The sequence below is a fragment of the Actinomadura gamaensis genome (genome assembly GCF_042652125.1).
GTDB lineage: Bacteria > Actinomycetota > Actinomycetes > Streptosporangiales > Streptosporangiaceae > Spirillospora > Spirillospora gamaensis.
Window position 1 is genome coordinate 350,951 of record NZ_JBHSIT010000001.1, and the last position, 21,988, is coordinate 372,938.

Below are 21,988 nucleotides of genomic sequence, written 5' to 3' on the forward strand. Positions count from 1 at the left end.
GCGCGGCGGCGCGGCGACTTCGGACTTCCTGTCTCTCGACCCGCCGGGCGGGCGCTGTGTGTACTCGTGGCAACCCACCCGGAAGGGAGCCCGAGTGCTGGACCGGTTGAACGCGCTGCCGGCGGACGCGGCGGAGGCGGAGCTGCTGACCTGCTGCGCCTCCCGGCGCTGGGCGGCCGAGATCGCCGCCGGACGCCCCTACGCGGACGCGGCCGAGCTCGCCGCGGCGTCGGACGGGGCCCTCGCGGCCCTCGACTGGACCGACGTCCGGGAGGCGCTCGACGCGCATCCCCGGATCGGCGAGCGGGCGGCGGGCGCGGACCGCGAGGCCCGCTGGTCGCGCGGCGAGCAGTCCGCCGCCGCGACCGCCGAGGACGGCGTCAGGCGCGCGCTGGCCGAGGGCAACCGCGCCTACGAGGAGCGCTTCGGGCACGTGTTCCTGATCTGCGCGACCGGGAAGACCGCCGCGGAGATCCTCGCCGCGCTGCGCGTCCGGCTGGGGCACGACACCGGGACCGAGCGGACGACCGTCCGCGCCGAGCTCGCCGCGATCGTGCGGCTGCGGCTGGCCAAGCTGATCGAAGGGGTGTGAATGTCGCTCTCCACGCACGTGCTGGACGCCGCGCGGGGCCGGCCCGCCGAGGGCGTGCCCGTCCGGCTGGAACGCCGGGAGGACGGCGGGTACCGCGGGCTGGCCGAGGCCCGCACCGACGCTGACGGCCGGATCCGCGACTGGGGCGGGGCCGAGCTGGGCGCCGGGACGTACCGGCTGGTCTTCGACACCGCCGGCCTGTCGGACTTCTATCCCGAGGTGGCGGTGGCGTTCGTCGTCGCCGATCCCGGACAGCACCACCACGTGCCGCTGCTGCTGAGCCCGTTCGCCTACTCGACCTACCGAGGGAGCTGATCCGATGGCCATCGTTCTCGGCCCGAACCGCTACGGGAAGGCGGAGACGCGCGTGGTGCGCGTCACCAAGGACGGCGGGACCCACCGCATCAAGGACGTGAACGTCAGCGTCTCGCTCTCCGGCGACATGGACGTGGTGCACCTGACCGGGGACAACGCCCCGGTGCTGCCGACGGACACGCAGAAGAACACGGTGTTCGCGTTCGCGAAGAAGTACAACGTCGGGGAGATCGAGGAGTTCGCGCTGCTGCTCGCGCGGCACTTCGTCGACTCGCAGCCGACCGTCCACCACGCGCGGGTGGAGATCGAGGAGTACTCCTGGGACCGGATCCCGGTGGAGGACAACCCGCATCTCGGGCTGCGCGACGAGCAGCACTCGTTCGTCCGGAACGGCTCGGAGACGCGGACGTGCCTCGTGCACAGCGACGGCACCGGCGGCGAGGAGTCGGTGGTGTCGGGGCTGAAGGACCTGGTCGTCCTGAACTCCACGGGCAGCGAGTTCCACGGCTACATCAAGGACGAGTACACGACGCTGGAGGAGACCGACGACCGGATCCTGGCGACGGCGGTGACGGCCCAGTGGCGGCACCGGGGCACCTCGTCGGACTGGGGGCGGTCCTACCGGCGGGCCAGGACGTGCCTGCTGGAGGCGTTCGCGGAGACGCACTCCCTGTCGCTGCAGCAGACGCTGTACCAGATGGGCCGCCGCGTGCTGAACGACCGCAGGGAGATCTGCGAGGTGCGGATGGCGATGCCGAACAAGCACCACTTCGTCGTGGACCTCTCGCCGTTCGGCCTGGACAACCCGAACGAGGTCTTCTTCGCGGCGGACCGTCCGTACGGGCTGATCGAGGGCTCGGTGCTGGACGACGACGCCCCGCGGTCACCGTCGGCCTGGAAGTGAAAGGCTGAAATATGGAGTTTCTACGGCCCTTGACCTGGGCGGACGCGCTCGCCGCCAAGGCGGGGCAGCCGGCCGCGGTGCCGATCCAGGGCGGCACGGACGTCATGGTGGAGATCAACTTCGACGTGCACCGGCCGGCCGCGCTGCTCGACCTGAACCCCGTCCGCGAGCTGGCGGAGTACGAGACGCTGCCGGACGGCACGCTCCGGATAGGCGCGGGCGTCCCGTACGTGCGATTGATCGCCGAGCTGGGGGACCGGCTGCCGGGGCTCGCGCAGGCGTCCCGGACGGTCGGCTCCCCGCAGATCCGCAACCGGGGCACGGTCGGCGGGAACCTCGGCGCGGCCTCGCCCGCCGGGGACAGCCACCCGCCGCTGCTCGCGTCCGACGCGGTGATCGAGGCCGAGTCGTCCGCGCGCGGCACCCGGCTGATCCCCGCTGTGGATTTCTACAAGGGCGTGAAGCGGAACGCACTGGAGCCGGACGAGCTGATCCGCGCGATCCGGATCGCCCCGGCGTCCGGCCCGCAGTACTTCTCCAAGATCGGCACCCGGAACGCGATGGTGATCGCGGTCTGCTCGTTCGCGATCGCGCTGCATCCGGCGGAGCGCCGGGTCGGGACGGGCGTCGGGTCGGCCGCGCCGACACCGCGCCGCGCGACCGCCGCCGAGGAGTTCCTTTCGGCCGAACTGGACTGGGACGGCCGCGGACCGCTCTCGGTGTCGGCCGCGCAGCGGTTCGGTGAGCTGGTCCGCGAGGCCGCCGCGCCGATCGACGACGTGCGCGGCACCGCCGACTACCGGAAGCACGCCCTGTCGGTGATGGCGCGCCGCACCCTGACCTGGGCCTGGAACGACTACCGCGCGACCCGAGAGGAGGCGTCCTGATGCGCGTGAACGTGACCGTCAACGGCTCGAAGGAGACCGTGGACGACGTGTGGGAGGGCGAGTCCCTGCTGTACGTGCTGCGCGAGCGGATGGGCCTGCCCGGCTCCAAGAACGCCTGCGAGCAGGGCGAATGCGGCTCCTGCACCGTCTACCTGGACGGCACGCCGGTCTGCTCCTGCCTGGTCGCGGCCGGGCAGGTCGAGGGCCGCGAGGTCCGCACCGTCGAGGGGCTCGCCGCCGGACACGACGATCTGGACCCGGTCCAGAAGGCGTTCCTGGAGGCGGGCGCGGTGCAGTGCGGGTTCTGCACGCCGGGCCTGATCGTCCAGTCGCACGACCTGATCGAGCGGAACCCCGAGCCGTCCGACGCGGAGATCCGCGAGGCGCTCGCCGGGAACCTCTGCCGCTGCACCGGCTACGAGAAGATCCTCGACGCCGTGCGGCTGGCCGCGAAGCGGAAGGCCGACGCCAAGTGATCGTCATCGAGAACGCCCATGTCGTGACCGTGACCGGGGACGAGTACCCCGGCGGCCACATCGTCATCGAGGGCGACCGGATCACCGCGGTCGGCCCCGGCCCCGCGCCGGTGACCGGCGGCGAGCGGATCGACGCGCGGGGCTGCCTCGCCACGCCCGGCCTGGTCAACTCGCACCACCACCTGTACCAGTGGGCGTCGCAGGGCCTCGCCGCCGACAACACCCTGTTCGAGTGGCTCGTCGCGTCCTACCGGGTCTGGGGGCGGATGGACGCCGAGGTCGTGGCGGGCGCGGCGTCCGCCGGGCTCGGCTGGCTCGCCAAGTCGGGCTGCACGACGTCCACCGACCACCACTACATCTTCCCGAAGGGGCGCGGCGACCTGTTCGCCGCCGAGATCGAGGCGGCGCGGGAGCTCGGCGTCCGGTTCCAGCCGTGCCGCGGCTCGATGGACCGGGGCGTCTCGGACGGCGGCCTCCCGCCGGACGAGGTCGTCGAGGACATCGACACGATCATGGCCGAGACCGAGGCCGCGATCGACCGCTACCACGACGCGTCGTCCGGGTCCATGCTGCGGATCTCCGTCGCGCCCTGCTCTCCGTTCTCGGTGACCAAGGACCTGCTGGTCAGGTCGGCGGAGCTGGCCCGCGCCAAGGGCGTCCGGCTGCACACCCACCTCGCCGAGACGCTCGACGAGGAGCAGCACACGCTGGAGCAGTTCGGCATGACGCCGACCGAGTACATGGACTCGATCGGCTGGCTCGGCCCGGACGTCTGGCTCGCCCACTGCGTCCACCTGCACGACACCGACATCAAGCGGCTCGCGGAGACGAAGACCGGGACCGCGCACTGCCCCTCGTCCAACGCGCGGCTCGGCGCGGGCATCGCCCGGGTGTCGGCGCTGCTGGAGGCGGGCGCGACCGTCGGGCTCGGCGTGGACGGCGCGGCGTCCGCCGAGATGGTCCCGCTCGCCGGGGAGATCCGGCAGGCGATGTACTTCCAGCGCGCCAAGCACGGCCCGACCGCGCTGACCGCGCGGCAGGCGCTGGAGATGGCGACCATGGGCGGCGCGCGCTGCCTCGGCCGCCAGGACGAGATCGGCTCGCTGGAGGCGGGCAAGCTCGCCGACATCGCGCTCTGGCGCGTGGACGGCTTCCACGCCGCGATCGACGACCCGGTCGTCGCGTTCGGCTACGGCGGGACGCCGCCGCTCGCGCGCCTGCTCGTCGGCGGCCGGACGATCGTCCGGGACGACACGCTCGTCTCCGTCCCGCAGGACGAGGTCGGACGCCGCGGCGCCGCCGCCCACCGCCGCCTCATGAGCCTCGCCGAGGAGGTCCTGTAGCCATGCGCCCTGTAGCCATGCGCCCTGTGGACATGCGTCCGGGAGCCATGCGCCCCGTACCCCTGCGCCCGACCAACCAGTCCACACCGATCAAGTCGCCGGGACGCGTCGTCGCGCCGGGCAAGGGCGGCGTCGGCGACAGCCCGCTCCGCCCGGACGGCACGCTGAAGGTCGCGGGCGAGTTCGCCTACTCCTCCGACCTGTGGATCGACGGGATGCTGTGGGGCGCGACCCTGCGCAGCCCGCACCCGCGCGCCCGCATCACGCGCCTCGACATCGGCCCTGCGCTGGCCATGCCCGGGGTCCGGGCCGTCCTCACCCACGAGGACGTCCCGGGCACCAAGTACTACGGCCTGGACGACACCGAGGACCAGCCGGTCCTCGCCATCGGCGAGGTCCGGCACCAGGGCGAGCCGATCGCGCTGGTCGCCGCCGACCACCCGGAGAAGGCGCGGCGGGCGCTGGAGGCCATCGACATCGAGTTCGAGGTGCTCGAACCGATCACCGACCCGCGCCTGGTGATCTCCGATCCGGACAGGTACAAGGTGCAGCGGCTCGGCGGGATCACCCGGTACCAGCCCGTCCGGGTGGGCGACGTGGACGCGGCGCGCGAGCGGGCCGAGGTCGTCGTCCAGGGCGAGTACGAGGTCGGCATCCAGGACCAGGCGTTCCTCGGACCCGAGTCCGGGCTGGCGATCCCCACCGAGGGCGGCGGCCTGGACCTGTACGTCTCCACGCAGTGGATGCACTGGGACCTCAAGCAGATCGCTCCCTGCCTCGGCCTCGCCGAGGACGAGATCCACATGACGCTCGCGGGCGTCGGCGGCGCGTTCGGCGGACGCGAGGACCTGTCCATGCAGATCCACGCCGGGATGCTCGCGCTGCACACCGGCAAGCCGGTGAAGATGTCCTACAACCGGTACGAGTCGTTCTTCGGGCACGTCCACCGGCACCCGGCGCAGATGCGCTACGAGTACGGCGCGACGAAGGACGGCAGGCTGCTGTACGCCGACGTCGAGATCGTCCTGGACGGCGGCGCGTACACCTCGTCCACCCTCAACGTCACCGGCAACGCCGCCTCGCTCGGCGTCGGGCCGTACGAGATCCCGAACATCAGGATCGACGCGTACGGCGTCTACACGAACAACCCGCCGTGCGGCGCGATGCGCGGCTTCGGCGCGGTGCAGGCGTGCTTCGCCTACGAGTCGATGATGGACCGGCTCGCCGCCGCGACCGGCCTCAGCCCGGTCGAGGTGCGCCGCCGCAACGCGGTCTCGGAGGGGTCCAAGCTCGCGACCGGGCAGGTCATCGACTCGCCCGCGCCGCTGGCGGAGATGCTGACCCGGCTGGAGGCGATGCCGCTGCCGGCGGAGGCCGACCGGAGCGACATCCGGAACCTGCCCGGCGGAGCGTCTCAGACCACCCACGGCGAGGGCGTCGTGCGCGGCGTCGGGTACGGCGTCGGGATCAAGAACATCTGCTTCTCCGAGGGCTTCGACGACCTGTCCACCGCCCGCGTCCGGCTGGAGGTGATCGGCGGCGAGGCGACCGCGCTCGTCCACACCGCCGCCGCCGAGGTCGGGCAGGGCCTGGTCACGCTCGAAGCGCAGATCGCGCGCACCGAGCTGGGCGTGCGGAAGGTGACGATCGCGCCGGCCGACACCACGGTCGGCAGCGCCGGGTCGTCCTCGGCGTCCCGCCAGTCGTACATGACCGGCGGCGCGGTGCAGAAGGCGTGCCACGCCGTCCGCGACGAGCTGCTCGCGCTGGCCGAACGCAAGCTCGGCACCTCCTTCGGCCAGCTCTACCTCGCGGACGGCATGGTCGTCTCGCGCTGGAACGGGATCGTCGCCCCGATCGAGAAGGTGCTCGGCGACGAGGTCATCGAGGCCACCCGCGAGTTCCACCACCGGCCGACCCAGAAGATGGACCCGGTCACCGGCCAGGGCGACAGCCACACCCAGCTCGCGCTGTGCGTGCACCGCGCGGTCGTGGACGTGGACGTCGAGCTCGGCCTGGTCAAGGTCGTCGAGATGGCCGCCGTCCAGGACGTCGGGAAGATCCTCAACCGGCTGTCGCTGGAGGGCCAGATCCACGGCGGCTCCGCGCAGGGCCTCGGCCTCGCGGTGATGGAGGAGATCGTCGTCTCCGGCGGGCTCGTCCGGAACCCCTCGTTCACCGACTACCTCATCCCGACCATCCTCGACATGCCGCCGATGCGGCTGGACATCCTCGAACACCCCGACCCGCACGCCCCATACGGGCTGCGGGGCGCGGGAGAGCCACCCACGCTCTCCTCCACCCCGGCGATCGTCGCGGCGATCCGCGACGCCACCGGCAGAGCGCTCACCCGAGTGCCGGTCCGCCCGGAGCACATCGTGGCGTGACCCCGCCGCGCGCCCCGGTCAGCAGTTGATCAACGGGGGCGTCCCGCCCGTGTGCTTGGGGGACGGCGGACGCCCCACAACCGCTCCGATCGATCCGGACGGACGGCCCGGGACACGAGGGTCGCCCGGCGGTCGATCGCGCCCTGGAACACCTGCTTCCGGGGCGATCCGGACCCGAAGAAGGGCACCGCACCGTGACCGAGACCCAAGCCCCACCCCCGAAGTCACCCCCGTCCGCCGCCCGCGCGGACCGCTCGCCGCTCGACCGTTTCTTCGACCTCACCGGGCGCGGCACGACCGTCCCGCGGGAGATCCGCGGCGGCGTCACCACCTTCGTCGCCATGGCCTACCTGGTCGTGCTCATCCCGCTGATCATCGGCGACGCCAGGGACGTCACCGGAGCCAAGCTCGACCCCGCGCAGCTCACCACGATGGTCGCGCTGTCGGCCGGCCTGTCCACCCTGCTCATGGGCCTGGTCGGGAACGCGCCGCTCGCGATGGCCGCCGGGCTCGGCGTCACCCCGATCGTGGTCTTCCAGGCCGCCCCGCACATGACCTGGCCGCAGGCCATGGGCCTGGTCGTGCTGGAAGGCGTGATCATCGTGCTGTTCGCGCTGACCGGCGTGCGGCAGCTGATCATGGACGCCATCCCGCTCGCGCTGAAACAGGCCGTCGGCGTCGGGATCGGCGCGTTCATCGCGCTGATCGGCCTGGTGGACGCCGGGTTCGTCGGCCACCACGCCACCGCGCCCGCGTCCACGCCGGTCACGCTCGGCGTGCTCGGCAAGCTCGCCGGCTGGCCCGTCCTGGTGTTCTGCTTCGGGCTCGTCCTGACGCTCGTGCTGTTCATCCGGAAGGTGCCGGGCGCGATGCTGATCAGCATCGTCGTCTCCACCGTCTTCGCGATCGTGGTCAACAAGGCCGCGACGATCGACCCGAGGACGTGGGGGCCGGTCGTCCCCAAACTGCCGGACTCGGTCGTCGCCACGCCGAAGTTCGACCTCATGTTCAAGATCGACCTGTTCGGCGGGTTCGGCCGCGCCGGGATCGTCACCGCGTCGGTCGTGCTGTTCACGCTGGTGCTCTCGGGCTTCTTCGACGCCATGGGGACGATCCTCGGCGTCTGCGAGGAGGCCGGGATGACCGACGACCAGGGCCGGCTGCCCGGACTGTCCCGCATCCTCACCGTGGACGGCTTCGGCGCGATCATCGGCGGCGGCGTCAACGGCTCGGCGAACACCGCCGTGGTCGAGTCGGCGGCGGGCGTCGCCGAGGGCGCGCGCACCGGCCTCGCCAGCGTCGTCACCGGCGTCCTGCTGGGCGCGCTGATGTTCCTCACGCCGCTCGCCGGGGTCGTCCCGGTCGGCGCCGCCGCGCCCGCGCTGGTCGTGGTCGGCGCGCTGATGATGACGCACGCCCGCAAGATCGACTGGGAGGACCTGGAGATCGCCGTCCCGGCCTTCCTGACCATCGTGCTGATGCCGTTCACCTACTCGATCACGGTCGGCGTCGCGGCGGGCGTGCTGTCCTACACGCTGCTCAAGCTGGCCCGCGGGAGGATCGGCGAGATCCACTGGCTGCTCTACCCGCTGTCGCTCGTCTTCATCGCCTACTTCACCCTGCACCCGATCGAGGAAGCCCTGGGAATCAAGTGATGCGTGAGATCGCCGACCGGCTGCGCGCCTGGAACGCGTCCGGGACCCGCTACGCCGTCGCCACCGTGATCGGCGTGGGCGGCTCCGCCCCTCGCCCGCCCGGCGCGGCCATGGCCGTGTCCGAGGACGGCGAGGCGGTCGGGAGCGTCTCGGGCGGCTGCGTCGAGGGCGCCGTCTACGAGCTGTGCCGCGAGGTGCTCGACCACGGCGAGCCCGTGCGCGAGTCCTACGGCTACAGCGACGACGACGCCTTCGCGGTGGGTCTGACCTGCGGCGGCACCATCGAGGTGTACGTCGAGGCGGGGCCCGTGCCGGACGCCGGGCTGGCGGCGGTCTCCGCGTCCGAACCGGTCGCGTTCGCGCACGTGATGCCGCACGCGTCCGCGCCGATCGTGGTCTGGCCCGACCGGCACCTCGGCGGGACGGGCCTGGCCGACGTGGACGCGGCGGTCGTCGGGGAAGCCCGGGCGATGCTCGACGGCGGCCGCACGGGCATCCGCTCCGTGCGCTGCCGCGATGACCTCGATGTGTTCGTCCAGTCCTACGCGCCGCCGCCGCGGCTGCTGATCTTCGGGGCGATCGACTACGCGTCCGCGCTGGCCCGGCAGGGGTCGTTCCTCGGATATCGGGTGACCGTTTGCGATGCGCGGCCGGTGTTCGCCACCACCGCGCGGTTCCCGGACGCCGACGAAGTGATCGTGGACTGGCCGCACCGCTACCTCGCGGCGCAGGCCGAACGCGGCGCGATCGACGGCCGGACGGTCGTGTGCGTCCTCACCCACGACGCCAAGTTCGACGTGCCGCTGCTGGAGGTCGCGCTGCGGCTCCCGGTCGCGTACGTCGGCGCCATGGGGTCGCGGCGGACGCATCGCGACCGGCTCGCCCGGCTCCGGGAGGCGGCCGGGCTCGGCGACCGGGAGCTGGCCCGGCTGCGCTCGCCGATCGGGCTCGACCTGGGCGCCCGCACCCCCGAGGAGACGGCCGTCGCCATCGCCGCCGAGTTCGTCGCGGCCCGGCGCGGCGGCACCGGCCTGGCCCTCGGACGCACCGACGGACCCATCCACCACGACGACCACACGGCCGCCGAGGTGGCCTGAACCCGGCCGACCGGACAAGGAGGAACCGATGCCGCACGTCTTCCTGAACGGCGGGGCGATGCGCGGGGGACCGCTGCACCACCTGCTCGACGGGGCCCCGCTCGTCGCGACCACCAGGACCGCCGCCCGCTACCGCTTCTACTCCGTCGGGGACCGCTGCCCCGCGCTCGCGCCCGTCGCGCACGGCGGGACGGCCGTGTCCGGCGAGGTCTACGACGTCCCGATGGACGTCCTGCGGGACCGGCTGCTGCCCGCCGAACCCCCCGAACTGGAGCTCGGCGTGATCGAGCTCGCGGACGGCGCGTCCGCGTTCGCGATGCTGCTGCGCCGCCCGCCCACCTCCTACCCCACACTGACCGACATCACCGAGTTCGGAAGCTGGACCGCCTACCGATCGAGAAAGAAGGAGGCAGCTTGATGCCGCGACGCTACGCGGTCAACTGCTCGATCCTGTTCACCGAGTTCCCCCTGCTGGAACGGGCCGCCGCGGCCCGCGACGCCGGGTTCGAGGCCGTCGAGTTCTGGTGGCCGTGGCCGGAGGCGCCCGTGCCGTCCGAGCGCGAGATCGACGCGTTCTGCCAGTCGATCGAGGACGCGGGCGTGCGGCACGTCGGGCTCAACTTCTACGCGGGCGACATGCCCGCGGGGGAGCGCGGCGTCCTGTCGCATCCGGCGCGCGCGACCGAGTTCCGCGAGAGCGTCGGGGTGCTCGCGCGCATCGCCGAGCGGACGGGCGTGCGCGCCTTCAACGCCCTGTACGGGCAGCGCCTGGACGGCGTCGCCGCGTCCGAGCAGGACCGGGTCGCCACGCGGAACCTCGCGTTCGCGGCCCGCACGGTCGCCGCGTTCGGCGGGACCGTCCTGGTCGAGCCGCTCGCGCGCGGCCTGAACGGCGCGTACCCGCTGGAGACGGCCGCCGACGCGATCGCCGTGCTCCGCCGCGTGGACGAGCCGAACGTGAAGTTCCTGTTCGACGCGTTCCACCTGGCCAGCAACGGCGACGACCTGGAGGAGGCCGTCCGGGCGCACGCCGCCGACATCGGGCACGTCCAGATCGCCGACGCGCCCGGACGCGGCGCGCCCGGCACCGGCGACATCGACTTCGCCGCGCTGTTCCGCGCGCTGGACGAGGCCGGCTACGACGGCTGGACGGCCCTGGAGTACAAGCCCGACGGCCCGACCGAATTCGGGTGGATGAAGGAGTGGCCCGCATGAGCACGATCGGATTCGTCGGCCTCGGCATCATGGGCGCGCCGATGGCCCGCCACCTGGTCGCCGCCGGGCACGAGGTGACCGGCCACGACCTGTCGCCCCGGGGCGTGGACGCGCTGGTCGCGGCGGGCGGGCACGCGGCGTCCGGCGTCGCGGAGGCCGTCGCCGGGGCGGAGGTCGTGATCACGATGCTGCCGCAGGACGAGCACGTCGAGGAGGTGTTCTTCGGCCCGGGCGGCATCCTCGAATCGGCCAAGCCGGGCGCGCTCTACATCGACTTCTCGACCATCCGCCCGGAGACGTCCCAGCGCGTCGCCGCGGCCGGACGCGAGCGGGGCCTGCGCGTCCTGGACGCCCCGGTCAGCGGCGGCGAGAAGGGCGCGGTGGACGCCGTCCTGTCGATCATGGTCGGCGGCGCGCGGGAGGACTTCGACGCGGCGCGTCCGGTGTTCGAGGCGGTCGGGAGGACCTTCGAGCTGGTCGGCGGCAGCGGCGCGGGCCAGTACGTGAAGGCCGCCAACCAGCTGATCGTCGGCGGCACGTTCGGGCTGGTCGCCGAGGCGATCGTCCTCATGGAGGCCGCCGGCGTGGACGCGAGGGCGGGCCTCGACGTGATCGCGGGCGGGCTCGCCGCGTCCCGGATCCTCGACCTCAAGCGCGGCTCGATGCTGGCCCGGTCGTTCGAGCCGGGGTTCCGCATCGACCTGCACCACAAGGACATGGGCATCGCCACGGCCGCCGCCCGCTCCGCCGACGTGGCGCTGCCGATGACCGGCCTCGTCGCGTCCCTGATCGCCGCCGCCCGGTCGCGCGGCTACGGCTCCCTCGACCACTCGGCCTTGCTGAAGGTCGTCGAGGACCTCTCGGGCCGTTCCTGATTCTTGCCCAGAACGGACGGCCGGTCCCCACAACCGAGCGCCAACTCCGAACGCGGAGACCGGCCGTCCGCCCCAGAAGGGATAGTGAACCATGGCGAAAGTTCCCGTCATGCAGGCGGTCGTTGACATCCTGAAATCCGAGGGCGTCGACATCGCCTACGGGTGCCCCGGAGCCGCGATCCTGCCGCTGTACCAGGCGATGGAGCGGGACGGCGGCATCGAGCACCTGATCGTCCGGCACGAGGAGGGCGCCACGCACATGGCCGACGGCTGGTCGCGGACGACCGGCGGCGTCGGCGTGGCGATCGGGACGTCCGGCCCGGCCGGCACGAACATGATCACCGGCCTGTACACCGCGCACGCCGACTCGGTGCCGATCCTGTGCATCACCGGCCAGGCCGCCTCGTCCAAGCTGCACCAGGAGGCGTTCCAGGCGGTCGACATCGTGGAGATCGCCAAGCCCGTCACCAAGTGGGCGGTGCAGGTCAAGGAGGCCGCGCAGGCGCCCTGGATCTTCCGCGAGGCGTTCCGGGTCGCCCGGTCCGGACGGCCCGGCCCCGTCCTCATCGACCTGCCGATCGACGTGCAGAAGCAGGAGATCGAGTGGGACCCGTCGATCGACGCGCCGCTGCCGATCGCGCCGGTCGAGCCGCACGGTCCGCGCGTCGAGCGGGCGCTGGACATGCTGCTGGAGGCGGAGCGCCCGCTGCTGCTCGCGGGCGGCGGCGTCATCCTCGCGGACGCGTCGCCGGAGCTGGTCGAGCTGGCCGAACTGCTCCAGATCCCCGTCCAGGCGACGCTGATGGGCAAGGGCGCGATCGACGAGGACCATCCGCTGTACGCGGGGATGACCGGCATCCAGACGTCGCAGCGGTACGGCAACGCGTCCTTCCTCGAAGCGGACCTGGTGCTCGCGCTCGGCGCTCGGTTCGGCGACCGGCACACCGGGCAGCTCGACGTCTACCGGGGCGAGCGCAGGTTCATCCACGTGGACGTCGAGCCGACGCAGATCGGCAAGGTGTTCGGCCCCGATCTGGGCATCGTGTCCGACACGAGGCTCTTCCTGCGCGCGCTGATCGACGCCGCGCGGGCGCGCGGGGTGTCGGGTTCGCCGGGCGCTTGGGTCGAGCGCGTCCGGTCGCTGAAGGTGTCGCTGACGCGGCGCGAGGACTTCGACGACGTGCCGATCAAGGCGCCGCGCGTCTACAAGGAGATCAACGAGTTCTACGGCCGCGACACCTACTTCGTGACCGCGATCGGGCTCTACCAGATCTGGGGCGGGCAGCACCAGAAGGCGCCGAAGCCGCGGCACTACCAGGTGTGCGGGCAGGCCGGCCCGCTCGGCTGGGAGATCCCGGCGGCGATCGGCGTGAAGACCGCGCTGCGCCGCGCCGAGCCGGACGCCGAGGTGGTCGGGATCGTCGGCGACTACGGCTTCCAGTTCCTGGTGGAGGAGCTCGCCGTCGCCGCGCAGTACGACGTGCCGTTCGTGCTCATCATGATCAACAACGAGTACCTCGGGCTGATCCGGATGGCCGAGGACCACGGCGGCTACGGCATGTCCTACCAGGTGGACATCCACTACGACGAGCACGGCACCGACAACGTCAAGATCATGGAGGCGTACGGCTGCTCCGGGCGGCGGGTGCTGGAGCCCGGCGGGATCCGGCCCGCGCTGGAATGGGCGCGCAAGGAGGCCGACCGGACTTCCCGGCCGGTGCTGGTCGAGATCATGATTGACCGCGAGTCCGACACGGCCAACGGCGTGCGCATCGACCGGATGCGCGAGTACGAGCCGGTGCCCTAGCGAGCACGAGCCGGTGCGCCGAGCGCGCACATGCCGGTGCCCGAGCGCGTGCGAGCCGGTGTCCGGCAGGGCCGGTGTCCTAGAGAGAGGTGGCGAGGATGATGCGGGACCACGTGGTGATCGCGCCCGACAAGTTCAAGGGGTCGCTGACGGCGGCCGAGGTGGCCGCGCACGTCGCGGCCGGGCTGCGCCGCGCCCGCCCGGACGTCCCGGTCGTCCCGCTGCCCGTCGCGGACGGCGGCGACGGCACGGTGGACGCCGCCGTCGCGGCCGGCTTCGCCCGGCTGCGGACCGCGGTGACCGGGCCGACCGGAGAGCCGGTCGTCGCCTCGTACGCGGTCGGCGGCGGGACCGCCGTGATCGAGCTGGCCGAGGCGTCCGGGCTGCGCCGGCTGCCCGGCGGAGAGCCCGCGCCGCTCACGGCGTCCAGCCGCGGGACCGGCGAGCTGATCGACGCGGCGCTGCGCGGCGGCGCGCGGCGGATCGTCCTCGGGCTCGGCGGCTCGGCCTGCACCGACGGCGGCGCGGGCATGGCGTCCGCGCTGGGCGTCCGGTTCCTGGACGCGGACGGCGCCGAGCTGCCGCCGGGCGGGGCCGCGCTGCGGAGGCTGGCGTCGATCGAGCCGGGGTCCCTGCCGTCCCGGCTGGACGGCGTGGAGGTGATCGTCGCGAGCGACGTGGACAGCCCGCTGCTCGGCCCGGACGGCGCGGCCGAGGTGTTCGGCCCGCAGAAGGGCGCGTCGCCGACGCAGGTCCGGGTGCTCGAACAGGGCCTCGCGCGGCTGGCGTCCGTCGCGAGCCTCGTCGCGGTCGGCGGCCGCGGCCCGGTGCACGAGCGGCCGGGCGCCGGGGCGGCGGGCGGCGTCGGCTTCGGCGCGATGACGTTCCTCGGCGCGACCGTCCGGCCGGGCATCGGCTACCTGCTCGACCTGCTCGGCTTCACCGAGGCCGTGCGCGGCGCGCGGCTGGTGATCACCGGTGAGGGCTCGCTGGACCGGCAGTCGCTGCGCGGCAAGGCGCCGGTCGGCGTCGCCCGCGCCGCCGCGCGCGAGGGCGTGCCCGCGATCGCGGTCGCGGGCCGCCGCGCGCTGACCGGCGAGCAGCTCCGCAAGGCCCGCATCCAGGACGCCTTCGCGCTCACCGACCTCGAACCCGACCCCGCCGTCTGCATGGCCGAGGCGGGGCCGCTGCTGGAGCGCCTCGCCGCCGAGCGGATCGCCGGCGCGTGGCTGACCGACACCCCCGACCGGCAAGGAGCGTGACCTTGACCTTCGACCTGGTGGTCCGCTCGCGGCGGGCCGTCCTGCCGTACGGCGAGCGGCCCGCGGCCGTCGCCGTCCGGGACGGCCGGATCGCCGCGATCGAGGACCGCGACGCCCCGCTGCGCGCCGCCGCCGAGGTCGATCTCGGCGACCTCGCGCTGCTGCCCGGCCTGGTGGACACGCACGTCCACATCAACGAGCCCGGCCGCACCGAGTGGGAGGGCTTCGCGACCGCGACCCGCGCGGCGGCCCGCGGCGGCGTCACGACGCTGATCGACATGCCGCTGAACTCGCTGCCGCCCGTGGTCGAGCCCGCCGCGCTGGAGGTGAAGCGCGCGGCGGCGTCGGGCGCGGTCCACGTGGACGTGGGGTTCTGGGGCGGCGCGGTGCCGGGGAACGTTCCCTCGCTGCGCCCGCTGTGGACGGACGGCGTCTTCGGCTTCAAGTGCTTCACCGCCGATTCGGGCGTGCCGGAATTCCCGCCGCTGTCGCCGGAACGGATGCACGAGGCGTTCCGCGAGATCGCCTCGCTCGGCGGCCTGGTCATCGTGCACGCCGAGGACCCCTCGGCGCTGACCGCGCCGTCCTCGGGGGAGTACCCGGACTTCCTGGCGTCGCGCCCGCCGTCCGCCGAGCGCGCGGCCGTCGAGCTGGTCGTCCGGCTCGCCGAGCAGACCGGCGTGCGCGCGCACATCCTGCACCTGTCGGCGGCCGACTGCCTGGAACCCCTCGCCAAGGCCCGGTCGCGCGGCCTGCCCGTCACCGCCGAGACGTGCCCGCACTACCTGACGCTGACCTCGGCGGACGTCCCGTCGGCGGACGCCACGGCCTACAAGTGCTGCCCGCCGATCCGCGACGCCGCCAACCGCGAGGCCCTCTGGGCGGGCCTCGCCGACGGCGTGATCGGCTGCGTCGTCACCGACCACTCACCCTGCACGCCCGAGCTCAAGCGCGGCGACTTCGCGACCGCGTGGGGCGGCGTCGCGTCCCTGCAACTCGGCCTGCCCGCCGTCTGGACGGCCGCGCGGGAACGCGGGCACTCGCTGAACGACGTCGTCCGCTGGATGGCCGAAGGGCCGTCCGCGCTGGTCGGCCTGTCGTCCCGGAAGGGCCGCATCGCCGTCGGCAACGACGCCGACCTGGTCGCCTTCGCCGCCGACGAGACGTTCACGGTCGTCCCGTCCGAGCTCGAACACCGCCACCCCGTGACGCCCTACGCGGACCGCACCCTCACCGGCGTCGTCCAGGCGACCTGGCTGCGCGGCGAATCCGTGAACGGCACCCCCCGCGGCGTCCTGCTGCGCCGTCCCTGACCCGATTGGAACCCGCATGACGGACTTCTCCTCCCTCCCCGATCTGGCCCTGCGCACCCTGGGCGGCTCGGTGATCGCCGCGAGCGACGAGTCCTTCGAGGAGAAAGAGAACCTGATCAACCCCTGGGCGCCGAAGTTCTCCCCGGAGACGTTCGGCGCGAAGGGCCAGGAGTACGACGGCTGGGAGACCGCCCGCCGCCGCCCGGACGAGAACGGGCACCTGGGTCATGACTGGGCCCTCGTCCGCCTCGGCCTGCCCGGCGTGATCCGCGGCGTCGTGATCGACACGGCCTGGTTCAAGGGCAACTACCCGCCGCACGCCTCGGTCGAGGCGTGCGCGGCGGGCGGCTACCCGAGCCCGGCCGAACTGGAGGACGCCGCCTGGACGGAGATCGTCCCGAAGAGCGCCCTGCAAGGCGACGCCGCGCACGAATTCAAGGTGGACGTCGAACGCCGATTCACGCACGTGCGGCTGAACATGTTCCCGGACGGCGGAATAGCGCGCCTCCGCGTCCACGGGGAGGTCGTTCCGGACCCGCGACTCCTGTCCGGACTCACCATCGACCTGGCCGCCCTCGAAAACGGCGCGCGCGTCACCGAATGCAGCAACATGTTCTACTCGTCCCCCGACAACATGCTGTTTCCAGGCTCGGCCCGTAACCAGGCCGAAGGCTGGGAAACCGCCCGCCGCCGCGACCGCAACAATGACTGGGCCATCGTCAGACTGGCCGCCCCCGGCGAAATCACGCTGGCCGAATTCGACACCACGAACCTGAAATTCAACGCGCCCGCCGCAGTGACCCTCTCAGGCCGGAACTCCAGCGGCCAATGGCGGGAACTCCTGCCGAAGACCCACCTCCAGCCCGACACCCGCCACCGGATCCGCCTCGATTCCGACGCCGAGGTGACTCACGTCCGCGTGGACATCCACCCCGACGGCGGCCTGGCCCGGCTCCGCCTCTGGGGCTCCCTGACCTCCGCCGGCGAAACGCTCCTGACCTCGCGTTACACCGCCCTGACGGCCTGACCGGCAGGACGCCCGAGCCCCTGGCGGGCTCGGGCGTCCCAGGGGAAGTCATCCGAACTGGCCGGGCTTGTAGTCCCCGCCGACCTGCTTGTTGATGACGCCCATCCGGTTGCTGGCGTTGATCAGCGCGACGATCAGCAGCAGATCGGTCAGCTGCGCCTCGTCGTAGTACTTGCCCGCGTTCGCCCAGACCTCGTCCGAGACGCCGCCCGCCCCGTCGGCGATCCGCGTCCCCGCCTCGGCCAGTTCCAGCGCCGCCCTTTCGGCATCGCTGAAAACATTCGACTCCCGCCAGGTCGCGACGAGATTGATCCGGGTGGCGTCCTCTCCCGCGTGCGCGAGATCCTTGCTGTGCGCGTCGGTGCAGTATCCGCACCCGTTGATCTGGCTGGCCCTAAGCATCACCATGTCCCGAGTGGCCGCCGGAACGGTCGACTCCTTGAGAATCACCATGCTCGCCGTGGAGAAATGCTTTAACGCCTTGGCGGCGACCGGGGTACCGAAGAGATTCAGCCGAGCACCCATCACGAACTCCCTGCCGTAGAACACTGGGTCGCCATAAAGATGCCGCCGCCCTCCCATCCGTGACAGCTTCTCAATGTGACCTGCGCCATACAGCTCGTCGCGCGTCAGAGCCGCCCGCTGTGGATCCGCCGAGCGCCGGCGCGCGGCCGAACGCCGCGGGCGTCGAACTCCGCGAGCCAGGCGGCGAGCCTGTCGTGCCGGCCCTTGCCGACCAGGAAGGCGGCGGCCAGCCCGGGGAGCCGCTCGCCGAGCGACCACCATTCCTCCCACTGCTCGTACCGCAGCGCCAGCGACCGCAGCCCGTCCAGCTCGGCGATCACCCGCAGGTGGTGGACGGAGGCGCGCGACACGTCCAGGTGCGCCAGGCGGGGAAGCGTGCGCAGCGGCCCTAGATCGACGGCGTGCGGCGCGGACAGGGTCACGCGGCGCAGCGTCGGATGGCCCGCCAGAGGCGCCAGGTCGATCGACTTCAATTCGAGGTCGAGCGTCTCGACCGGCGCCTCGCGCAGCGGCGAGAGATCGGCGGACGCGCACCGGGACAGTTCCACGGCCAGCAGGTGCGGCGCCTGGCGCGCGGAACCCAGATCGACGTCGCCCGCGCCGTCCACGCGCAGGATCTGGACGCTCGGGCCCGGTTCGTCGCGCGGCGCGTCCAACCGGAGTTCGCCGTCGTCGCCGATCGTGTACGCGCCGCGCGCGAACGCGTCCACGTGCCGCCTGAGCAGCGACGTCACCGAGTCGGCGACGTAGCGGACCCCGCGACCGGCGCCGAGGCGGATGACCTGCCCGGGACGGCCCCCGCCGGCCGGATCCATGTCCACCGCGAGCAGGTCGCCGCCGGTGCACAGGACGAACGGGATCCAACCGGGACGATCCGCCGACCGGCGTACCGTCCCGGGAGGGTCGGCGTCGGGGACGAACGGACCGAAGAACCGCTCCGTCCGGCCGCCGCCCGCCCAGTGGCGGTCGCCACCGTGCACCGCCGCCACGGCCTCCACGCTCAGCCAGCACGACAGCCGCTCGAAGACGCCGGCCTCACCGTCACCGTCGGCCACGCCGTACAACGCTCGAAGATCGTCCGGCAGAGCCGTGCCGAGCCGGCCTTCCAGCCGGTCCAGCGACTCGGCCGAAGGCGGGGCGGGCAGGTTCCGGAAGGGGGCCTCGTCCGAAAACCCGAACAGTTCATCCCGGTACCTGAGGTACGCCCGGAGCAGCCGGACGGCCTCGTCAGGGTCGCCCGCCTGGGTGGAATCCACCGGCCCGTCCTGTTCGTCGCCGGGGTCGGCCGGAAGCGCGTCGGCATCGATCATGTATAGGAAGCCGCGCTTCGGCCGGTCCACGCCGCTCAGCTCGCACCCGGTGGCGACCTCGAACTCGCCGGACGCGGTGACGCCGGCCTCGACGCCGAGCACTCGTCCCGCCTCGCCGAACGCTCGGTACGCCCGGCGCAGGACGCTTTGCAGATCCATCTCGACGACGCGTTCGGCACCGTCCGCCAAGTCGTAAGCGACACCCGTCTGCCCGGCACCTTGCGCGTCGGCGACACCGGTCACCGATGCGCGCAGCCAGCCCTCCGGCGCCGCGTCGGCGACCCGGGAGCACAACTCGCGCAGCACCGCGGCGGGATCGGAAGCTTCTCGTCTCTTCGCCATGATCCGGGACCCTACGGACGGCCGGTGACGTTCCACCGCGGCCGGCCCGGTCGCTTCGCGAGATGAATTTGATAACGGTTTTCGTTATGCTGGTATCGGTTCCTAGGGAAGGGGATCCATGGCGCGTAACGAGGTGCGTCCGGTGGTCAGGCTTCGGTCCACGGCCGGGACGGGGCACACGTATGTGACCCGCAAGAACCGGCGTAACGACCCCGACCGGATGGTGCTGCGCAAGTACGACCCGGTCGTGCGGCGGCACGTCGACCACCGCGAGGAGCGCTAGGCGCTCGCATAGACCAAGGCCCCGCGCCCGTCCCGAGCACCCGGACGCGGGGCCTTGCCATGCTCAGGACGCGGGCTTGTCGTCCTTGGGGGCCGACAGGGCTTCGGCGATCGCGCTCTTCGGCGGCGGCGCCTCCGCGGGCGCGGGATCGGCGGGCTCGGGCTTCAGGGAGTCGGCCACCGAGACCGGCGGCGTCCAGCCCGGCTCGGGGGCCGGGGGCATGGACGGCAGCGACGGCTTGAGCGGGGCCGTGAGCTTGGGCGCAGCCGCGGGCTTGGGCGCGGCGGGCTTCTTGGCGGCGGCCTCGCCCGCCGGGGTCAGGATGCGCGGCTCGCGGTCGGGAATGAGGCCGGGACCGGGCTTGATCGCGGGAGATGGGACGTCCATCTTGCGGCGGGCGCCCTTACCGCGCGAGCGGGAGCGCGGGCCGGAACCGCCGCCGCGTCCGCCGCCGCCACCCATGCCGCCCAGCGGAATGCCGATCATGGGGACGACGGTCTGGTTCGGCTGGCCGCCGTGGTGGTCGGACGGCTTGTCGTCCTTGTCCTCTTTGTCGCTCCCGGACGGGTCGGCCGAGGCCAGGTGGACGCCGCGGCGCTTCGGCGGCGGGGCGTCGGCGGCGCCGTCGATCTTCTCCGGGAAGGCGTGCCAGAGCTCGGTGATCCGGGCGTTCAGGCGGCGCATGTACTGGTCGACGTCCTCCTGGACGGCGCCGTGCTCGGGCGCGTGCTCGATGTACCAGGGGAGGATCTCGCCGCCGTAGGCGCGCAGCGCCTCGCCCATCGCGCGGGCCGCCGCGAGCAGGTGCTCGGCGTCGGCGAGCAGGCGGCGGAGCGCGGCCAGGGACGGCGCGTCCTCGGCGGCCGGGTCCTCGGCGTGCCGCCGGACGAGGTGGAAGAGCAGGTCGCGGACCTCGGCCAGGCGGCGGGTCGCGTCGTCGTAGGCCGCGGCGGCGGTGGCGACGTCGGCGGGGGAGGTGCCGCGCAGCATGTCGCGGACCTCGTCGGCGTCCCCGTAGCCGGACAGGGTGCCCGCCGGAGGGTTGCCGGTGCGGACGGGAGCGTGGCGGGGGTCGGTCATGGGGTCTCCTGCGGGCCGCCCTCAAGGATCTCGCGGACGCGCCCGACCCGGTCCACGTTGGCGGCCTCGGCCTCCCGGACGGTGTCGGCGGTGCGTTCCAGGGCCTCGGCGGCGGTCCGGATCTCGCTGAAGAGCAGCCGGTAGGCGGCGGTGAACTCGGCGTGGCCGCGGGCGGCGGTCTCGGCCAGGGTGCTCGCGGCGTCCCAGTTCCCGAACGCCGCGGCGGGGACGTTCGTCCGGACGGTCACGTCGGAGGGCGACCCCGGCGCGCTCGGACGCGCGAGCTCGCGACGGAGCAGCGCCGCCGCTCCCCGGGCGAACTCGTGGTCGTGCGCCGTGCCCCCGTGGTTCGGTTCGGTCACGAGACGACTCTCCCTGGTGATCGGTAGAGGCGCCATCCTCGCCGAGGGCCGCGGCCCGGGTCAAACCGGACGGCGCGGTGCCTGAAAGGCTCTTTGCCGACCGTTTTGTCTGTAGTAACGCCGTTCCGGGGAAGACAGCGGGCGTGAGCAAACTCAACGCCGAGGAACGCCGCGAACTGTCACCGGACGAGTTCGGCATCCCGCCGCACGACGGCAAGCCGGGCAAGTACCCGATCGAGAACAGGGAGCACGCGGTCGCCGCGCTCGGCCGCGTCGACCGGTTCGGCACGCCGGAGGAGAAGGAGCAGGTCCGCAAGGCCGTCGCCGAGCGCTACCCGGACCTGCCGTCCAGCGAGGGCGAGGGCGGCTCCGACGCCGCCGGCGCCGAACGCGAGCGCGAGAAATGAGCGAGGCCCCCCGCGTCCGGGAAGGACGCCGGGGGCCTCACCGCCCTCGTCAGGACTCGGCCGGGGGCTCCTCTTCCAGCAGGTCGTCGAACTCGCCGTCCTTGACCCCGGCCACGAACGCGTCCCACTCCGCCTCGGTGAAGTAGAGGACGGGCCCGTCGTCGTCCTTGGCGGAGCGCATCACCACGGCCCGCTCACCGAACTCCTTGTGGTTCACCGGGACGTCCTTGCCGTCGATGAACTCGATGATGACGCCGTCGGTGACGATCGGTTCCTGGTTGTTCACTGCCACCCCTTCAGAGGCGAGTCCACGGTCCCTCCCACCCTAGAGCGGCGGCCCCCTCGGCGACCCCGCGAACGCGACCCCGTTCTCCGGGACCCGCGAACGCGACCGCGTTCTCCGGGACCAGCGAACGCGACCGCGTTCTCCGGGACCCGCGAACGCGACCGCGCCCTCCGGCGAAGGGAGGATGCAACCGTCCCCTCACGACGAAGGCCGACCATGTGCCCCCAACTGTGGAACC

Annotated in this window: 23 protein-coding genes; 18 read left to right on the forward strand and 5 right to left on the reverse strand. The window is 72.8% G+C overall.

Annotation, left to right across the window (positions count from 1 at the left end):
- Window positions 1-94: 94 nt before the first annotated feature.
- The 16 genes from uraD to alc all read left to right on the forward strand — a co-directional run bounded on the left by uraD (window position 95) and on the right by alc (window position 17,155).
- Complete coding sequence (gene uraD, locus ACFPCY_RS01645) at window positions 95-592, forward strand: 2-oxo-4-hydroxy-4-carboxy-5-ureidoimidazoline decarboxylase (protein WP_378251738.1); 498 nt, start codon at window positions 95-97, stop codon at window positions 590-592.
- Window positions 593-907 (forward strand): hydroxyisourate hydrolase, encoded by a 315-nt coding sequence (gene uraH / locus ACFPCY_RS01650; protein ID WP_378251739.1) that lies wholly within the window; start codon window positions 593-595, stop codon window positions 905-907. It begins immediately after the preceding gene.
- Between the two features lie 4 nt (window positions 908-911).
- Complete coding sequence (pucL, locus tag ACFPCY_RS01655) at window positions 912-1,811, forward strand: factor-independent urate hydroxylase (RefSeq protein WP_378251740.1); 900 nt, start codon at window positions 912-914, stop codon at window positions 1,809-1,811.
- Between the two features lie 11 nt (window positions 1,812-1,822).
- Window positions 1,823-2,698, forward strand: coding sequence for an FAD binding domain-containing protein (locus ACFPCY_RS01660; RefSeq protein WP_378251741.1), 876 nt, complete (start codon window positions 1,823-1,825; stop codon window positions 2,696-2,698).
- Window positions 2,698-3,174, forward strand: a complete 477-nt coding sequence (locus ACFPCY_RS01665) for a (2Fe-2S)-binding protein (RefSeq protein WP_378251742.1) — start codon at window positions 2,698-2,700, stop codon at window positions 3,172-3,174. Before ACFPCY_RS01660 ends, ACFPCY_RS01665 begins: the two co-directional genes overlap by 1 nt.
- Window positions 3,171-4,517, forward strand: a complete 1,347-nt coding sequence (locus ACFPCY_RS01670) for an 8-oxoguanine deaminase (RefSeq protein WP_378251743.1) — start codon at window positions 3,171-3,173, stop codon at window positions 4,515-4,517. The genes ACFPCY_RS01665 and ACFPCY_RS01670 overlap by 4 nt, the downstream gene beginning before the upstream one ends.
- 47 nt (window positions 4,518-4,564) lie before the next feature.
- On the forward strand, window positions 4,565-6,904 hold the full coding sequence (pucD, locus tag ACFPCY_RS01675; RefSeq protein WP_378251744.1) for a xanthine dehydrogenase subunit D: 2,340 nt from the start codon (window positions 4,565-4,567) through the stop codon (window positions 6,902-6,904).
- Window positions 6,905-7,098: 194 nt separating this feature from the next.
- Window positions 7,099-8,559, forward strand: coding sequence for an NCS2 family permease (locus tag ACFPCY_RS01680; protein ID WP_378251745.1), 1,461 nt, complete (start codon window positions 7,099-7,101; stop codon window positions 8,557-8,559).
- Window positions 8,559-9,656, forward strand: a complete 1,098-nt coding sequence (locus tag ACFPCY_RS01685; protein WP_378251746.1) for an XdhC family protein — start codon at window positions 8,559-8,561, stop codon at window positions 9,654-9,656. The genes ACFPCY_RS01680 and ACFPCY_RS01685 overlap by 1 nt, the downstream gene beginning before the upstream one ends.
- A 28-nt stretch (window positions 9,657-9,684) precedes the next feature.
- Complete coding sequence (locus ACFPCY_RS01690) at window positions 9,685-10,074, forward strand: allophanate hydrolase-related protein (protein WP_378251747.1); 390 nt, start codon at window positions 9,685-9,687, stop codon at window positions 10,072-10,074.
- Window positions 10,074-10,871, forward strand: a complete 798-nt coding sequence (locus tag ACFPCY_RS01695; protein ID WP_378251748.1) for a hydroxypyruvate isomerase family protein — start codon at window positions 10,074-10,076, stop codon at window positions 10,869-10,871. Before ACFPCY_RS01690 ends, ACFPCY_RS01695 begins: the two co-directional genes overlap by 1 nt.
- Complete coding sequence (locus ACFPCY_RS01700) at window positions 10,868-11,746, forward strand: 2-hydroxy-3-oxopropionate reductase (protein WP_378251749.1); 879 nt, start codon at window positions 10,868-10,870, stop codon at window positions 11,744-11,746. Before ACFPCY_RS01695 ends, ACFPCY_RS01700 begins: the two co-directional genes overlap by 4 nt.
- A 91-nt stretch (window positions 11,747-11,837) precedes the next feature.
- The gene (gene gcl, locus ACFPCY_RS01705) at window positions 11,838-13,553 is read left to right on the forward strand and encodes a glyoxylate carboligase (protein WP_378251750.1); all 1,716 of its coding nucleotides are present in this window, start codon (window positions 11,838-11,840) and stop codon (window positions 13,551-13,553) included.
- A gap of 98 nt (window positions 13,554-13,651) precedes the next feature.
- Window positions 13,652-14,815: a glycerate kinase gene (locus ACFPCY_RS01710; protein ID WP_378251751.1), complete on the forward strand. Its 1,164-nt coding sequence runs from the start codon at window positions 13,652-13,654 to the stop codon at window positions 14,813-14,815.
- Between the two features lie 2 nt (window positions 14,816-14,817).
- Window positions 14,818-16,128, forward strand: coding sequence for an allantoinase AllB (gene allB, locus ACFPCY_RS01715; protein WP_378251752.1), 1,311 nt, complete (start codon window positions 14,818-14,820; stop codon window positions 16,126-16,128).
- Between the two features lie 16 nt (window positions 16,129-16,144).
- On the forward strand, window positions 16,145-17,155 hold the full coding sequence (alc, locus tag ACFPCY_RS01720) for an allantoicase (protein ID WP_378251753.1): 1,011 nt from the start codon (window positions 16,145-16,147) through the stop codon (window positions 17,153-17,155).
- A gap of 48 nt (window positions 17,156-17,203) precedes the next feature.
- On the opposite strand, the gene ACFPCY_RS01725 is transcribed toward alc, so the two are convergent.
- A complete protein-coding gene (locus ACFPCY_RS01725) occupies window positions 17,204-17,680 on the reverse strand; it encodes a carboxymuconolactone decarboxylase family protein (protein ID WP_378251754.1) in 477 nt (158 codons plus the stop codon).
- A 104-nt stretch (window positions 17,681-17,784) separates the two neighbouring features.
- Window positions 17,785-19,332 carry an SMI1/KNR4 family protein gene (locus ACFPCY_RS01730; RefSeq protein ID WP_378251755.1) on the reverse strand — a complete coding sequence of 516 codons (1,548 nt, stop codon included), beginning with the start codon at window positions 19,330-19,332 and terminating at the stop codon, window positions 17,785-17,787.
- A 118-nt stretch (window positions 19,333-19,450) separates the two neighbouring features.
- On the opposite strand from ACFPCY_RS01730, the gene rpmG reads away from it, so the two are divergent.
- A complete protein-coding gene (rpmG, locus tag ACFPCY_RS01735; RefSeq protein ID WP_378251756.1) occupies window positions 19,451-19,615 on the forward strand; it encodes a 50S ribosomal protein L33 in 165 nt (54 codons plus the stop codon).
- 63 nt (window positions 19,616-19,678) lie between these two features.
- Here rpmG and ACFPCY_RS01740 read toward each other — a convergent pair whose 3' ends face one another.
- Together ACFPCY_RS01740 and ACFPCY_RS01745 are read right to left on the reverse strand one after the other, a co-directional pair.
- Window positions 19,679-20,695: a hypothetical protein gene (locus ACFPCY_RS01740; protein ID WP_378251757.1), complete on the reverse strand. Its 1,017-nt coding sequence runs from the start codon at window positions 20,693-20,695 to the stop codon at window positions 19,679-19,681.
- Entirely contained in the window at window positions 20,692-21,057 is a 366-nt protein-coding gene (locus ACFPCY_RS01745; protein WP_378251758.1) for a hypothetical protein, read from the reverse strand. Before ACFPCY_RS01745 ends, ACFPCY_RS01740 begins: the two co-directional genes overlap by 4 nt.
- A 143-nt stretch (window positions 21,058-21,200) precedes the next feature.
- On the opposite strand from ACFPCY_RS01745, the gene ACFPCY_RS01750 reads away from it, so the two are divergent.
- On the forward strand, window positions 21,201-21,464 hold the full coding sequence (locus tag ACFPCY_RS01750) for a hypothetical protein (RefSeq protein ID WP_378251759.1): 264 nt from the start codon (window positions 21,201-21,203) through the stop codon (window positions 21,462-21,464).
- 49 nt (window positions 21,465-21,513) lie between these two features.
- Here ACFPCY_RS01750 and ACFPCY_RS01755 read toward each other — a convergent pair whose 3' ends face one another.
- Window positions 21,514-21,750, reverse strand: a complete 237-nt coding sequence (locus tag ACFPCY_RS01755) for a DUF397 domain-containing protein (RefSeq protein ID WP_378251760.1) — start codon at window positions 21,748-21,750, stop codon at window positions 21,514-21,516.
- Window positions 21,751-21,988: the final 238 nt, after the last annotated feature.

Excerpts from the sequence above, each read along its gene's own strand:
- uraH (WP_378251739.1), top strand. The coding sequence starts at position 593 with ATGTCGCTCTCCACGCACGTGCTGGACGCCGCGCGGGGCCGGCCCGCC.
- pucL (WP_378251740.1), top strand. The coding sequence starts at position 912 with ATGGCCATCGTTCTCGGCCCGAACCGCTACGGGAAGGCGGAGACGCGC.
- ACFPCY_RS01660 (WP_378251741.1), top strand. The coding sequence starts at position 1,823 with ATGGAGTTTCTACGGCCCTTGACCTGGGCGGACGCGCTCGCCGCCAAG.
- ACFPCY_RS01665 (WP_378251742.1), top strand. The coding sequence starts at position 2,698 with ATGCGCGTGAACGTGACCGTCAACGGCTCGAAGGAGACCGTGGACGAC.
- pucD (WP_378251744.1), top strand. The coding sequence starts at position 4,565 with ATGCGCCCCGTACCCCTGCGCCCGACCAACCAGTCCACACCGATCAAG.
- ACFPCY_RS01685 (WP_378251746.1), top strand. The coding sequence starts at position 8,559 with ATGCGTGAGATCGCCGACCGGCTGCGCGCCTGGAACGCGTCCGGGACC.
- ACFPCY_RS01690 (WP_378251747.1), top strand. The coding sequence starts at position 9,685 with ATGCCGCACGTCTTCCTGAACGGCGGGGCGATGCGCGGGGGACCGCTG.
- ACFPCY_RS01695 (WP_378251748.1), top strand. The coding sequence starts at position 10,074 with ATGCCGCGACGCTACGCGGTCAACTGCTCGATCCTGTTCACCGAGTTC.
- ACFPCY_RS01700 (WP_378251749.1), top strand. The coding sequence starts at position 10,868 with ATGAGCACGATCGGATTCGTCGGCCTCGGCATCATGGGCGCGCCGATG.
- gcl (WP_378251750.1), top strand. The coding sequence starts at position 11,838 with ATGGCGAAAGTTCCCGTCATGCAGGCGGTCGTTGACATCCTGAAATCC.
- ACFPCY_RS01710 (WP_378251751.1), top strand. The coding sequence starts at position 13,652 with ATGATGCGGGACCACGTGGTGATCGCGCCCGACAAGTTCAAGGGGTCG.
- alc (WP_378251753.1), top strand. The coding sequence starts at position 16,145 with ATGACGGACTTCTCCTCCCTCCCCGATCTGGCCCTGCGCACCCTGGGC.
- ACFPCY_RS01725 (WP_378251754.1), bottom strand. The coding sequence starts at position 17,680 with ATGGGTGCTCGGCTGAATCTCTTCGGTACCCCGGTCGCCGCCAAGGCG.
- ACFPCY_RS01730 (WP_378251755.1), bottom strand. The coding sequence starts at position 19,332 with ATGGCGAAGAGACGAGAAGCTTCCGATCCCGCCGCGGTGCTGCGCGAG.
- rpmG (WP_378251756.1), top strand. The coding sequence starts at position 19,451 with ATGGCGCGTAACGAGGTGCGTCCGGTGGTCAGGCTTCGGTCCACGGCC.
- ACFPCY_RS01740 (WP_378251757.1), bottom strand. The coding sequence starts at position 20,695 with ATGACCGACCCCCGCCACGCTCCCGTCCGCACCGGCAACCCTCCGGCG.